This window comes from Xanthobacter pollutisoli (assembly GCF_040044995.1).
Taxonomy (GTDB): domain Bacteria; phylum Pseudomonadota; class Alphaproteobacteria; order Rhizobiales; family Xanthobacteraceae; genus Xanthobacter.
Window position 1 is genome coordinate 447,984 of the sequence record NZ_JBDZDP010000001.1, and the last position, 12,641, is coordinate 460,624.

The 12,641-nt window shown below is 69.1% G+C and carries 14 protein-coding genes; 9 read left to right on the top strand and 5 right to left on the bottom strand.

Going from position 1 to position 12,641, the window contains the following annotated elements; genetic code table 11:
• Positions 1 to 3: 3 nt before the first annotated feature.
• Positions 4 to 273, bottom strand: coding sequence for a DUF6460 domain-containing protein (locus ABLE93_RS02130; RefSeq protein WP_348837611.1), 270 nt, complete (start codon positions 271 to 273; stop codon positions 4 to 6).
• Positions 274 to 340: 67 nt separating this feature from the next.
• Positions 341 to 1,240: an alpha/beta fold hydrolase gene (locus ABLE93_RS02135; RefSeq protein WP_348837612.1), complete on the bottom strand. Its 900-nt coding sequence runs from the start codon at positions 1,238 to 1,240 to the stop codon at positions 341 to 343.
• A gap of 275 nt (positions 1,241 to 1,515) precedes the next feature.
• On the opposite strand from ABLE93_RS02135, the gene ffh reads away from it, so the two are divergent.
• The 5 genes from ffh to ABLE93_RS02160 all read left to right on the top strand — a co-directional run bounded on the left by ffh (position 1,516) and on the right by ABLE93_RS02160 (position 8,001).
• Positions 1,516 to 3,072, top strand: coding sequence for a signal recognition particle protein (ffh, locus tag ABLE93_RS02140; RefSeq protein ID WP_348837613.1), 1,557 nt, complete (start codon positions 1,516 to 1,518; stop codon positions 3,070 to 3,072).
• Positions 3,073 to 3,260: 188 nt separating this feature from the next.
• A complete protein-coding gene (rpsP, locus tag ABLE93_RS02145; protein WP_348837614.1) occupies positions 3,261 to 3,629 on the top strand; it encodes a 30S ribosomal protein S16 in 369 nt (122 codons plus the stop codon).
• Positions 3,630 to 3,887: 258 nt separating this feature from the next.
• On the top strand, positions 3,888 to 5,687 hold the full coding sequence (locus ABLE93_RS02150; RefSeq protein ID WP_348837615.1) for an amidohydrolase: 1,800 nt from the start codon (positions 3,888 to 3,890) through the stop codon (positions 5,685 to 5,687).
• A gap of 169 nt (positions 5,688 to 5,856) precedes the next feature.
• Positions 5,857 to 7,353, top strand: a complete 1,497-nt coding sequence (locus tag ABLE93_RS02155) for a leucyl aminopeptidase (RefSeq protein ID WP_348837617.1) — start codon at positions 5,857 to 5,859, stop codon at positions 7,351 to 7,353.
• 195 nt (positions 7,354 to 7,548) lie between these two features.
• Complete coding sequence (locus ABLE93_RS02160; protein ID WP_348837618.1) at positions 7,549 to 8,001, top strand: DNA polymerase III subunit chi; 453 nt, start codon at positions 7,549 to 7,551, stop codon at positions 7,999 to 8,001.
• 3 nt (positions 8,002 to 8,004) lie between these two features.
• On the opposite strand, the gene ABLE93_RS02165 is transcribed toward ABLE93_RS02160, so the two are convergent.
• Together ABLE93_RS02165 and ABLE93_RS02170 are read right to left on the bottom strand one after the other, a co-directional pair.
• On the bottom strand, positions 8,005 to 8,454 hold the full coding sequence (locus ABLE93_RS02165; protein ID WP_348837620.1) for a phage holin family protein: 450 nt from the start codon (positions 8,452 to 8,454) through the stop codon (positions 8,005 to 8,007).
• Positions 8,451 to 8,699 (bottom strand): hypothetical protein, encoded by a 249-nt coding sequence (locus ABLE93_RS02170; RefSeq protein WP_348837621.1) that lies wholly within the window; start codon positions 8,697 to 8,699, stop codon positions 8,451 to 8,453. The genes ABLE93_RS02165 and ABLE93_RS02170 overlap by 4 nt, the downstream gene beginning before the upstream one ends.
• A gap of 217 nt (positions 8,700 to 8,916) precedes the next feature.
• Between ABLE93_RS02170 and ABLE93_RS02175 the strand changes: the two genes are divergently transcribed.
• Entirely contained in the window at positions 8,917 to 9,552 is a 636-nt protein-coding gene (locus ABLE93_RS02175) for a 2-hydroxychromene-2-carboxylate isomerase (protein WP_348837622.1), read from the top strand.
• A 93-nt stretch (positions 9,553 to 9,645) separates the two neighbouring features.
• Complete coding sequence (locus ABLE93_RS02180) at positions 9,646 to 10,158, top strand: hypothetical protein (protein WP_348837624.1); 513 nt, start codon at positions 9,646 to 9,648, stop codon at positions 10,156 to 10,158.
• A 15-nt stretch (positions 10,159 to 10,173) separates the two neighbouring features.
• Here the strand turns inward: ABLE93_RS02180 and ABLE93_RS02185 are convergent, their stop codons facing one another.
• Entirely contained in the window at positions 10,174 to 11,130 is a 957-nt protein-coding gene (locus tag ABLE93_RS02185) for an alpha/beta hydrolase (RefSeq protein WP_348837625.1), read from the bottom strand.
• A 166-nt stretch (positions 11,131 to 11,296) separates the two neighbouring features.
• On the opposite strand from ABLE93_RS02185, the gene ABLE93_RS02190 reads away from it, so the two are divergent.
• The gene (locus ABLE93_RS02190; RefSeq protein WP_348837626.1) at positions 11,297 to 11,779 is read left to right on the top strand and encodes a secondary thiamine-phosphate synthase enzyme YjbQ; all 483 of its coding nucleotides are present in this window, start codon (positions 11,297 to 11,299) and stop codon (positions 11,777 to 11,779) included.
• Between the two features lie 78 nt (positions 11,780 to 11,857).
• Positions 11,858 to 12,562 (top strand): response regulator, encoded by a 705-nt coding sequence (locus ABLE93_RS02195; protein ID WP_348837627.1) that lies wholly within the window; start codon positions 11,858 to 11,860, stop codon positions 12,560 to 12,562.
• Positions 12,563 to 12,641: the final 79 nt, after the last annotated feature.

The following is a 12,641-nucleotide window of genomic DNA, read 5'->3' on the forward strand; positions in this document are numbered from 1 at the left end:
GCCTCAGCGGCGGCCGATGAGGCGCATGATGAGCCAGAGGGGGATCACGATCACCGCGCCCAGCAGGAAGTAGCGCCACAGCCGCTCGACCGCCTCGAAGCTGAAGTTGAAGGTGTTGCGCACCAGCCGCTCGAGGCTGGTGAGGATGTTCATGGGGTCGAGGCCAAGCGCGGCGAGGATGACGCCGACCACCACCGAGAGAATCACGAGACGCACCAGGACCCAGGCGGGGGATCCGCCGAAGAAGCGGGTGATCTCGTTGTTGTCAGGCATGGGTCTCTCCTCGCAGGCCGTGATCTAGCACGGGCGCCCGCGAAGGGGGAGAGCGGGCGGCCACCGCCTAGGGCGCATCGAGAAACGGCACGACCAGGGCGATGGTTGCACCGGGATTTTCCTCCATGATCCAGTGGCCACTGCCGGGCACGACGCCGCCCGTCACGTCGGTGGCGGCGAAGCGCATGACGTCGGCCATGGCGGCGCCGAACGACGTCTCGCCGCCGAGAGCGAGCACCGGCACCGAGAGCTTGCCGTCGGCGGCGAGCAAGGCCGCATTGTCGACGGCATCCTGGTCGAAGGCGGCGAATTGCGAAAAGCCCGCGTGCATGGCGCCGGGCAGCGCATAGAGCGCCGCGTAATGGGCCCGCGCGGCCTCGCCGAAATGGCTCGGATGGGCGGAGAATTCATTCCAGAACCGGTCGAGGTAGATGCGTTCGCGCCCCTCCACGAGGCGCTCCATGTCCGGGCCACCGAAGCGGAAGTGCCACAGCAGCGGGTTCTTGAGAATCTCCTCCCAGGGCCCCACCCCCGGCAGCGGCGCGTCGATGAGGACGCATTTCGTCACCCGGTCGCGGTACACAGCGGCGAACGCGAAGCCCACCATGTTGCCGATGTCATGGGTGACGAGGGCAGCCTTCTCGATCTTGAGCGCGTCGAGCACGCCCGCCACGTCGCCGGCCTGGGTCTTCTTGTCGTAGCCGCCGGGCGGCTTGGCAGAGAGTCCCATGCCGCGCAGGTCCGGGACCACCACCGTGTAGCGCGGCGCCAGCGCCGCGGCCATGGCGCCCCACATGTCGCCGGTCTCGCCATAGCCGTGCAGCAGGACCACGGCCGGGCCCTGCCCGCCGGAGCGTACATGGATGGTCGTGCCGTTGGTGGCGATCTCGTCGATACGGAAATCGGCGGGAAAGGGGACGATCTGTCCGGCGGCGGCTGGGGCGGCTGTCTCTGGCGTGTCGGACATGATTTCCTCCCCGCCGATGCCGGCGGACCGTGCTCGCGTGATAGCGCATGACGATACGCTTATAATGACGCCGGAACAGCGGCGTCCGCGCACTTTGGCCACTCGGATTTGCCTCCGCGGCGCAAAGCTGCTACTTACCCGCGCTTCACGAGGACGGCCATGCCGATCCCGCCGACCGGGCCGAGAGCCCGGAGGCCACCGCCCGACAGCGCGTTGCGCTCTCGGGCGCGATGGGCGTTGGCTTGTCCTTCGTGAGCCCAAACAGACGGACACCCATGTTCGATACCCTTTCCGACCGCCTCGGCGGCATACTCGACAAGCTGAAACGGCGCGGCGCTCTCACCGAGACCGACGTCGGCGAGGCCATGCGCGAGGTCCGCCGGGCGCTGATCGAGGCGGACGTGGCGCTCGACGTGGTGCGCTCCTTCACCGACCGGGTGAAGAACCGCGCCGTGGGCGTCGAGGTCATCAAGTCGGTCACCCCCGGCCAGATGGTGGTCAAGATCGTCCACGACGAGCTCGTGGCGACACTCGGCGCCGACGCCGACCCCATCGACCTGAACGCCCCCGCCCCGGTGCCGATTCTGATGGTCGGCCTGCAGGGCTCGGGCAAGACCACCTCCACCGCCAAGATCGCCAAGCGCCTCACCGAACGGATGAAGCGCAAGGTGCTGATGGCCTCGCTCGACACCCGCCGTCCGGCGGCCATGGAGCAGCTGGCCACGCTGGGCAAGCAGGTGGAGGTCGCGACCCTTCCCATCGTCGCCGGGCAGAGTGCGGTGCAGATCGCCAAGCGCGCCATCGAGGCCGCGAAGCTCGGCGGCTACGACGTGGTCATGCTCGACACCGCCGGCCGCGTCACCCTCGACGAGGGGCTGATGGCCGAGGTGGCGGAGGTGAAGGCCGCCACCAATCCGCACGAGGTCCTGCTCGTCGCCGACAGCCTCACCGGCCAGGACGCGGTCAACACCGCCAAGGCGTTCGACGGCCGAGTCGGCCTCACCGGCATCGTGCTCACGAGAGCCGACGGCGACGGCCGCGGCGGCGCCGCCCTCTCCATGCGCCACGTCACCGGCAAGCCCATCAAGCTGCTGGGCACCGGCGAGAAGATGGACGCGCTGGAGGATTTCGATCCCAGCCGCGTCGCCGGCCGCATCCTCGGCATGGGCGACGTGGTGGCCCTGGTGGAGCGGGCCGCCGAGGCCATCGACATCGAGAAGGCGAAGGTCACCGCCGAGCGCATGCGCAAGGGCACCTTCGACCTCGACGACCTGCGCGGCCAGCTGGAGCAGATGGCCAAGATGGGCGGGCTCGGCGGGCTCATGGGCCTCATGCCCGGCGTCGCCAAGGTGAAGAACCAGATCGCCTCGGCCAATCTCGACGACAAGGTGTTCAAGCGGCAGGTGGCCATCATCAATTCGATGACCCCCAAGGAGCGGCGGGCGCCCAAGCTGCTCGACGCCTCGCGCAAGCGCCGCATCGCCGCCGGCTCCGGCACCAAAGTGGAGGAGATCAACCGCCTCCTGAAGATGCACCGCCAGATGGCCGACGTGATGAAGGCCATGGGTGGCGCGGCGGGCAAGCGCGGGCCGCTCGCCGGCCTCGCCAACATGATGGGCTTCGGCGGCGGCAGCCCCTCGCCCGAGATGCTGCAGGAGATGGCGGAGAAGATGGGCAAGGGCGGCATGCCCGGCGGACCCGGCGCGCCCGGCGGCCTGCCCCCCAATTTCCCCGGCCTGCCCGGCGGCGGCCTTCCGGCCAAGTTCCCCGGCGGCTTGCCGGGCCTGCCGAAGGGCCTTCCTGGATTGGGAGGGCCCGGCAAGAAGAAGTGAAGCCTCCGCTCCTCGTCCCACCGGGCGCCTCCGTCGCCCTCCGGCTTGACCGGAGGGCCCATGGTTCGCCCGGGGACTGCGCCGGATGGCGGCGCAGCGGCGAAATGAGCTCTCCGCTCACGCCGGAGGGCGACAATCGATCAATCCCAACAGACGACCCAGACACTGACTTAAAAAGGAAGAAGACCATGTCCCTGAAGATCCGTCTCGCCCGCGGCGGCGCCAAGAAGCGTCCCTATTACCGCATCGTCGTCGCCGACGCCCGCGCCCCGCGCGATGGCCGCTTCATCGAGAAGATCGGCACCTTCAACCCGCTGCTGGCCAAGGATGCCGAGAACCGCGTGGTGCTCGACACCGAGAAGGCGAAGTCCTGGCTCGAGAAGGGCGCCCAGCCCACCGACCGCGTGGCCCGCTTCCTCGACGCCGCCGGCCTGATGAAGCGCGATGCCAAGAACAACCCGAAGAAGGCCGAGCCCGGCCAGAAGGCCCAGGAGCGCGCCAAGGAGAAGGCCGACAAGGCCGCCGCGGCCGCCGGTGGCGAAGCCGCCGCCGAGTGAGCTGGGGCGGCTCTGCCGCCCGCTTGCTCTCCGAGTCCGCGGCAGCCGCGCCGCCGCATTCCGGCCGCTCCCGCGCCGCCGTTCGGGCGGCCGGCACCGGGGTAATTTCCTGCCCCGCCTGATATTCGCAGGCGGGGTGGATGTCTCCAGACCGTGACCGGCCGCGCTCTTGCCGCCCGGAACGAACCGCGCCTAGATCTTCCCCAACGTGCGCGGCCCCAGGGCCGAAGACACGAAACGGGGGAGGCCACATTGCGGATGATTCCTGCGCTGCTTCTGGCGGCGGCGACGCTCCTGCCCGGTGGGGCCTCGGCCCACCCCGAACTCCTGCGCGAGCCCCGCGGCCTCGACACGCTCGAGCCGGCCGCCGTGCCTCCGACCCCGGCGCCCGCCGCCGACACCATCATCATCTATACCGCCAGCAAGATCGTGACCCTCGACCCGGCCATGCCCACGGGCGAGGCGGTGGCGGTGCTCGACGGCCGCATCCTCGGCGTCGGCACCCTCGATCAGGTGCGCGGCTGGGTCACCACGCAGAAGGTGGAGATCGACCGGCGCTTCGAAAGCGCGGTCATCGTGCCCGGCTTCATCGAGGCGCACATGCACCCGCACATCACGGGCATCCTGTGGCAGGGCGTCTATGTGGGGCGCTTCGACCGCACGGCGCCCGACGGCACCGAGGTGAAGGGCGCCGCCACCAAGGCGGAGGTGGTCGCCCGCATCCGCGACGCCGCCGCCCGGCTGCCCGCCGACGGACGATGGATCTTGGCGTGGGGCTACCAGCCCGAATTCTATGGCAACGCGCCATTGACCCGCGCCGACCTCGATCCGGTCTCGGCCGGCCATCCGGTGTTCATCGAGAACCTCTCGATGCACATCTACTACGCCAACAGCAAGGCTTTCGAGATCGCCGGCATTGGCGACACCACCACCCTCACCGGCATCGTCAAGGCCGACGGCAAGCCCACAGGCGAGATCCAGGAGATCGAGGCGGCGCTGACCTTCGTGCAGAAGCTACCGCCGCTCGATGAAAAGGTGCTCCTCAAGGCCACGTGGGATGCCGCCCGCCTCGCCCAGCGCGTCGGCGTCACCACCTTTGCGGACCTTTCCTTCGGCAGCCTCCCCGGCGCCTACAAGGCCTATCAGGCCGCAGCCGCCGACCCGGATTTCCCCGAGCGGATCGTGCTCAACCCCATCATCGAGATCTTCCAGCAAGGGCCCATCGCCCAGAAGGGCGGCCTCGACTATCTCGCCGAGATGCACAAGGCGGACAGTGACCGCCTGAGCTTCGGCGGGGTGAAGTTCGTCATCGACGGATCCATCCAGGGCTACACCGGCCTGTTCCTCTGGCCGCACTATTACAAGACCTTTCAGAATGGCGTCGCCAACCTGCCCCAGGACGAGCTCAGCAAATGGGTTCTGGAGGTGCACAGGCGCGGCTTCCAGAGCGTGATCCACACCAACGCCAGCCTCGCCACGGACATGGCGCTGAAAGCGCTGGAGGCGGCCTATGCCGCGGCGCCCGGACCGCGCACCCGCGACCGGCTGGAGCACAACCAGTATGCCACCCCGGCGCAGCTCTTGAAGATGAAGGCGCTCGGGCTCTCCACCAACCTCTTCACCAACCACATCTATTATTGGGGCGATCTGCACGCCTCCACCTTCGCCGGTCCCGACCGGGCGCAAGGCATGGACCCTGCGGGCAGCGCCCAGCGCCTTGGCATCCCGTTCAGCCTGCATTCCGACGCCTCGGTGACGCCGGTGAACCCGCTCTTCTCCATGTGGACGGCGGTGGCGCGCAAGACCATGTCGGGGCAGGTGCTAGGCGAGAGCGAGCGGCTCACCATTCCCCAGGCCCTGCACGCGGTGACGCTCGGGGCGGCCTATTTGCTCGGACAGGAAGACAGGAAGGGCTCCATCGTCTCCGGCAAGCTCGCCGACTTCACCGTGCTCGACCGCGATCCCCTTGCGGTCGCTACGCCGGACGAACTGAAGGCGATCAAGGTGCTGGGCACGGTGATGGGCGGCAAGGCCTTCCCCGCGCCGGCGCCGCGCTGAATCGCCCCTGCCCCTGCGGCCGCTCTTTCCAATTGGTCGGGGCAACCTATCTTTGCCTCAGTCCCTTGGGCTTGAGCGCGATGGAGCTTGCGGTTCCACCCTGTGTCGCGGCGGGCTAGAGAAGGGCGAGCCGATTCTTTGAACGCCTTTCCTGCCCCTGGAGCGCCGCATGTCCGACCCCGTCACCGTCTCGTTTTCGCGTCTCACCGCCGCGCCCAAGGGGGTGCTGATCGTGCTGACCGACGAGAGCCTCGCCTTCGGCACCCAGACGCAGAAGCTGGTGAAGGGCGCGGACAAGGCGCTGACCCGCGCCTTCGATGCGGAGCGCTTCAAGGGCAAGGCCGGAAGCACCATCGACCTGCTCGCCCCTGCTGGCATGGACGCGCCGCGCCTCGTGGTGATGTCGGTCGGCAAGGCGGCGGAGCTGAAGCCCTCCGACTTTCTGAAGCTCGGCGGCGCGGCCGCGTGCCGCATCCCCTCCAGCGCACGCGAGGCGACCATCGTCCTCGACCTTCCCGGCACCAAGATCGGGCCGGATGCCGCGGCGGAGGTCGCACTCGGTCTCCTCCTGCGCAGCTACACGTTCGATCGCTACAAGAGCAAGAAGAAGGACGAAGCCGAGCGCAGCGGCCTCGCCGTCACCCTGCTCGTCTCCGACGAGGCCGGCACCAAGCGCGCCTTCGCCGCCCGTCAGGCGGTGGGCGACGGCGTGCTGTTCGCCCGCGACCTGGTGAACGAGCCGCCCAACGTGCTCGATCCGCCCGAGTTCGCCCGCCGCGCCGAGGAGCATCTCTCCGCCGTGGGCGTGGAGGTGGAGGTGATGGACGATGCCGCCCTCGCCGAGGCCGGCCTTCGGGCGCTGCTCGGCGTCGGCCAGGGCTCCATCAAGGAAAGCCGCGTCGTGGTGATGCGCTGGAACGGCGGGCCGCAGGGCGAGGCCCCCGTCGCGTTCATCGGCAAGGGCGTGACCTTCGACACCGGCGGCATCTCCATCAAGCCCGCCGCCGGCATGGAGGACATGAAGGGCGACATGGGCGGCGCCGCCTGCGTCACCGGCCTCATGTATGCCCTCGCCGCCCGCAAGGCGAAGGTGAACGCAGTGGGCCTCATCGGCCTCGTGGAGAACATGCCCGACGGCGCCGCCCAGCGGCCGGGCGACATCGTCACCTCCCTGTCGGGCCAGACCATCGAGATCATCAACACCGACGCCGAGGGCCGCCTCGTGCTGTGCGACGTGCTCTGGTACGCCAAGGAGCGCTTCAAGCCGAAGTTCATGATCGACCTCGCGACGCTCACCGGCGCGATCCTGGTGGCGCTGGGCGGGGAATATGCCGGCCTCTTCTCCAACGATGACGAGCTCTCCGAGCGCCTCGCCAAGGCGGGGCAGGAGACCGGCGAGCGGGTGTGGCGCCTGCCGCTGGGCCCGGAGTACGACAAGCTGATCGACTCGAAGTTCGCCGACATGAAGAACACCGGCGGCCGGCACGCCGGCTCGATCACCGCCGCCCAGTTCCTCCAGCGCTTCGTGGAAAAGACCCCCTGGGCGCATCTGGACGTGGCCGGCACCGCCATGTCCTCGCCGACGTCGGACATCAACAGGAGCTGGGGATCGGGCTGGGGCGTGCGCCTGCTCGACCAGCTGGTAAAGGACCACTACGAGGGGTGAGGGAGACTTCCTCCTTTTACGAACTGGCGACGGCGAGATGCTCTTGCCGTCGCCCTCCGGCTTCACCGGAGGGCCCATCTCCCGGGGAGTCATCACTGGGCCCGGTCAAACGCCACCGTGGCCCTCCGGCCAAGCCGGAGAACGAAACTCGGCCCGCCATGCTAGGCTCACCTCGTCTCACCCGACCCGCGGCCCATGACCGAAATCCTCTTCTACCACCTTGAGCGCCGCCCCCTGGAGCAGGTGCTGCCGACGCTGCTGGAGAAGTCGCTGGAGCGCGGCTGGCGGTGCGTGGTGCAGTGCGGGTCGGCGGAGCGGCGGGACGCGCTCGATTCTCACCTGTGGACCTATAGCGAAGCCTCGTTCCTCCCCCACGGCACGGAGGCCCAGCCGCTGCCCGAGCGCCAGCCGATCCTGATCGCCACCAGCGAAGCCAATCCCAATGGCGCTCACGTGCGCTTCCTGGTGGATGCGGTGCCACTGGGCGACGCCACGCCCTACGCGCGCGTGGTCCATCTCTTCGACGGGCGCGACGACGAGCAGGTCGCGCAGGCGCGCGAGCGCTGGCGCGAGGCCAAGGCCGCCGGCGGCCACGACCTCACCTACTGGCAGCAGGACGAGGGTGGCCGCTGGGTGCGCAAGGCGTGAGGTTCAGTTCCGGCGTCGGCCGCGGAACAGCCCCAGCACCATGGTCAGCGCGGGAATGATCAGGCCCGGAACCGCCGCGAGGGAGGCGAACTGGGTGACGCTGGAGGAGGTAGACTTCAGGTTCGCCGAGACCGCATCCAGGGCCGACTGGCTCACCTGATTGGCCAGCGCCAGCTCGCGTGAGGGCTTGAGGGTTGCGCCGATGGCGGCGACGATCCCCGCCAGCACGAGCCCGCCGGCGCCCACGGTCACGGCCGCCCAGACCGGCCCCATGGAATGCTCCAGCACGAGGAACAGGGCCACGCCGAGCATCACTACCCCGAAGCCCGCCACGAGCGCCGCGAAGGCGAACAGGCCGGCGCGCGCCGCAATGTGGCGAAGGTGGATCTCGGCGATGATGGTATTGGAGCGCAGCAGGATTTTGAGGTTCCGCGCCAGCTGGTCGAAATTCATCTTGCGTCCCTTCCTCTGCGCACCGTCACCGGCCGGAGCAACGCGCCCGCCACCGCACCGGCCATGAAGGCCACGGCCATCCAGGCCAAAGGACTGACCCGAACGGCCCGCCGGGCCTTGCGGCTTCCGGCGTTGGCGGCGGCCTTCGGGCCGCTCACCTGGTCCTTCTCCATGGCCGCCCTCAGCGCGACCCCCGCCAGTTCGCTCTGGAGCCCTACCAGCTCCAATTCCCGATCGTCGCTCACATACGCCTCCCGGATGGTCCTCCGGGCCGGCTGAGAGGGGACCACCGCACCACCGCCTGTCAAGCCGGCCCACGCAGACAACTGTCGTGCCGTGGCTTTGATCCGTCGCTAAGCGCGAGAGCATTTATCCGTTTGCCCCTGGCCTGCCGGGGCGCTTGCGGCGCGCAGATCTGGTCTATGATCGACCGCGTCCCTCCTCGCTTGCTCAAGGCGTCCCATGTCCGCAGCCACGCGCACCATCGACTATTATTTTTCCTGCGTCAGTCCGTGGACATTCCTAGGGCACGCCCCGTTCGTTGCGATGGCGCAGCGCCATGGCGCGTCGATTGCCTATTTCCCCGTGGGCCTCGGCCCGGTCTTCGCCGAAACCGGCGGCCTGCCGTTGCCGAAGCGGGCACCGCCCCGCCAGCGCTACCGCATCTTCGAGCTTCAGCGCTGGCGGGTGAAGCGTGGCGTGGACCTAAACATCAACCCCGCCTTCTGGCCGTTCGATCCCACCATCGCCGACCAGACCATCATCGCGGCCGTCGCGGCCGGGCTGCCGGCGGATGCGCTGGCGGGCCGCCTCCTGTCGGGTGTGTGGCAGCGCGAGGAAAATCTTGCCTTGCCCGAAGTGGTCTCGGCGATCGCCGACGAAGTGGGCCTGCCGGGCATGGAGCTCGTTTCCGCGGCCCAAGAGCCGGCGGCGGCGGCCACCTATCTGGACAATCGCGCCAAGGCACTCGCCGCGGGCGTCTTCGGCGCCCCGTCCTACGTGCTCGAGGGCGAGGTGTTCTGGGGGCAGGACCGCATCGACCTTCTGGAGGACGCGCTGGCTTCCGGCCGGGAGGCCTATCGCTCGGACGCACCGTAGATTCTGCGGTGCCCTCTTCCGGCCGGGATCGCGATGCTTACTTTCCTGCAGTGACGCGGCGGAATGGGTCGTCGCATGATACCGGAGGTGGCCATGACCTTCTCGGTGACGTCCTGCCCGGCCCCGCGGCGCAGCGAAAACCTGCGCTCCGTCTCGGCGCGCAGCTTCGCCGCGTGCGGCCTCGCGCTCGGCGCTCTCGTCCTGGGCGCAACAGCGGCTGCGGCGCAGGGTCCGCTGCCGGGGGAAACGCTCGCGCCGCGCTTTTCCTTCGCCCCGGTAGAGGGCGGCGCCCTCAAGCTCGACCGCGAGACCGGGCGCGTGTCCCTCTGCGCCAAGCGTGGCACGGGCTTCGCCTGCGAGGCGGTGCCCGACACGCGCGACGCCTATGAGGCGGAAATTGCCCGCCTGCAGGCGGAGATCGACACGCTGCGCCGCTCCGCCCAAGCCAGCCCGCCCACGCCGCTTCCCCTGCCGGGCCGCCCGCCCGCGGCCGCGCCCGATACCTCCGACCTCGACCAGGCCCTCGCGTATGCCGACCGCTTCTATCGCCGGCTGAAGGGGATGATCGACGATTTGCGGGCGCCGAGCGGCCGGGAAAATCTATGACCCTCGGACGCGCGCTCAGAAATCGGCCAGGAAGCCGTTGATCCGCTTCAGCGCCTGGTCGGCGATGGTGCCGACGAAGCCGATGAAGACGTGGCACCCGCCGGGATAGACATCCATTTCGGCGCCGTTGCCGGCGGCAAGCCAGGCGTTGGCCATGAACAGAGTGTCGTCGAGCAGCGCGTCGCGGGTGCCGACGGTGAACAGGGCCTTCGGCATGCCCTTGAGGCTGGCCAGAAGCGGGGACACGTCGGGGTCGTCGGCGCGGCCCTGGAGGCGCAGATAGTTGTTCACGAAGAAGGTGATGTCGTGGGTGTTCAGCACCAGCGGCAGGTCGCCCCAGTTCCGCGCCGAAGGCGTCAGGCGCAGGTCGTAGCAGCCGGCGGTGAGCACGGCGGCAGAGAAGGGCGACATGAGGTGGCGGTCGCGCAGCCGCAGCAGCGTGGCGACGCTGAGGGTCGCGCCCCCCGATTCGCCGCCGATGGCGAAGCGCTCCGTGCCGAAGCGGTCCCGGCCCTCCCTTACAAGCCACAGGGCCGCCGCCTCGCAGTCATCCGGCGCAGCGGGATAGGGCTGCTCGGGCGCGAGGGCATAGTCCACCGACACCACCGCGAGGCCGCACACGGCGGCGATGCGGTCGAGCATGGATTCGTTCTCCCGCGCCGAGCCGAGCGTCCATCCGCCGCCGTGAATGTGGAGATAGACGCCGCGCGCGGCGCCGTCCGGCATATAGATGCGCACCGGCACCGGCCCGCGCGGGCCGGGGATGGTCTCGTCCCGCGCCCGCGGGCTTTCCGGCGGCAGGGGGAACACGCCCTTGCCCGCCAGCCGGGACGCCCGGATTTCCGGCAGGGGCGTCGCCCAGCGGTCGGGGATCGCCGAGAGGGCCCGGATGATGGCGTCGTTGACCATGCGGGTGTCAGGCGCGACGGCCGCTTCCGAGAAGACGGCGGCATCGAGAACGAGCTTCGACATGCGCGGCGGTTCCTGATCGGTTTCAGGCGGGGAAAACAAGGTCGGCACAGGACGGGCAGGCTGCGAACTGGTACGTGCCGTCCGGAACGGACGCAAGCACTGACGAACGCACCGACAAACGCACCGACGAACGTACACCTGCCCCCACCGACGGACGGAGAGTAAGATGGGACGCATCAGCCGCAGCCCCGCGGTCCTCGCCGCGGCGGTCCGCCATGCCGAGGCCCGGCTTCAGCTGGACACGCCGGGCGAAGGCTTCACCGAGATCACCGCCGAAGCGGCCGCCTTTCTCGCCGAGATCGGCGCCGGCGACGGTGTGCTCACGGCCTTCTGCCGCCACACGTCGGCGTCGCTCACCATCCAGGAGAATGCCGACCCCGACGTGCGCACCGACCTTGTCAGTGCCCTGCGCTCCCTCGCGCCGCGCAACTTCGGCTGGGTTCACGACACGGAAGGACCAGACGACATGCCGGCCCATGTGCGGACCATGCTCTCCGACACCAGCCTGTCCATTCCCGTCAGCGGCGGACGCATGGCGCTCGGCACCTGGCAGGGGCTTTATCTCATGGAGCATCGCGCCCGCCCCCACCGCCGGGAAGTGGTGCTGACCTACACCGGCACCCTTTCGCAGGAGCGACCGGCCATTTGAGCCGTTCGGCTTGTCACGGCTCCGCCATGGATTGATGATCGCCGTAGCGATTCGCGCCGGCGGAATGCACGGCGCGGCATGGGCGACAAGCCTCAGGGGGAGGGTGCATTGGGAGAAGACGCCGGGAGCGGCCTGCGCCTCGTCATCGCCGACGATCACCCCCTGTTCCGCGGCGCCCTGCGCGAGGCTGTGGTGGGCCGCCAGCAGGACGCCCGGATCGAGGAGGTCGGTACGTTCGACGACCTCACCGCCTTGCTGGAGCGCGATCCCAATTTCGACCTGATCCTGCTCGACCTGACCATGCCCGGGGCGCGCGGCTTTTCCGGCCTCATCTATCTGCGGGCGCAATATACCGCCATACCGGTGGTGGTGGTCTCCGGCAACGAGGAAGCTGCGGTGGTGCGCCGCTGCCTCGATCTCGGCGCCTCGGGCTTCATTCCCAAGACCATGGCGGTGGGCAACATGCGCGACGCGGTGGCGAGCGTGCTGAAGGGCGAGACCTTCATGCCGCCGGACATCAACGTCGCCGGCAAGGCGGATGCGGAAACCGACGCCATCATCGCCCGCCTCGCCACCCTCACCCCGCAGCAGGTGCGGGTACTGATGATGCTGGCGGAGGGCCGGCTCAACAAGCAGATCGCCTATGAGCTGTCGGTGTCCGAGGCGACCGTGAAGGCCCATGTGTCCGCCATCCTGCAGAAGCTCGGGGTGGAAAGCCGCACCCAGGCCGTGATTGCGGTGTCCAAGGTGGAACAGGGCCTGTGGAGCCATCCGCAGGCCTGACGACGGGACGCAGGTGCCGGTAGGGTCCTTTTCACCGGTCTCGGTCTAAAGGGTTTGCGGCCGGAGCGTCGGCGCCATG

Coding starts and splice junctions, on each gene's coding strand:
- ABLE93_RS02130 (WP_348837611.1), bottom strand. CDS start 273: ATGCCTGACAACAACGAGATCACCCGCTTCTTCGGCGGATCCCCCGCC.
- ABLE93_RS02150 (WP_348837615.1), top strand. CDS start 3,888: ATGATTCCTGCGCTGCTTCTGGCGGCGGCGACGCTCCTGCCCGGTGGG.
- ABLE93_RS02155 (WP_348837617.1), top strand. CDS start 5,857: ATGTCCGACCCCGTCACCGTCTCGTTTTCGCGTCTCACCGCCGCGCCC.
- ABLE93_RS02190 (WP_348837626.1), top strand. CDS start 11,297: ATGGGACGCATCAGCCGCAGCCCCGCGGTCCTCGCCGCGGCGGTCCGC.
- ABLE93_RS02175 (WP_348837622.1), top strand. CDS start 8,917: ATGTCCGCAGCCACGCGCACCATCGACTATTATTTTTCCTGCGTCAGT.
- ffh (WP_348837613.1), top strand. CDS start 1,516: ATGTTCGATACCCTTTCCGACCGCCTCGGCGGCATACTCGACAAGCTG.
- ABLE93_RS02180 (WP_348837624.1), top strand. CDS start 9,646: ATGACCTTCTCGGTGACGTCCTGCCCGGCCCCGCGGCGCAGCGAAAAC.
- ABLE93_RS02135 (WP_348837612.1), bottom strand. CDS start 1,240: ATGTCCGACACGCCAGAGACAGCCGCCCCAGCCGCCGCCGGACAGATC.
- rpsP (WP_348837614.1), top strand. CDS start 3,261: ATGTCCCTGAAGATCCGTCTCGCCCGCGGCGGCGCCAAGAAGCGTCCC.
- ABLE93_RS02195 (WP_348837627.1), top strand. CDS start 11,858: ATGGGCGACAAGCCTCAGGGGGAGGGTGCATTGGGAGAAGACGCCGGG.
- ABLE93_RS02160 (WP_348837618.1), top strand. CDS start 7,549: ATGACCGAAATCCTCTTCTACCACCTTGAGCGCCGCCCCCTGGAGCAG.
- ABLE93_RS02165 (WP_348837620.1), bottom strand. CDS start 8,454: ATGAATTTCGACCAGCTGGCGCGGAACCTCAAAATCCTGCTGCGCTCC.
- ABLE93_RS02185 (WP_348837625.1), bottom strand. CDS start 11,130: ATGTCGAAGCTCGTTCTCGATGCCGCCGTCTTCTCGGAAGCGGCCGTC.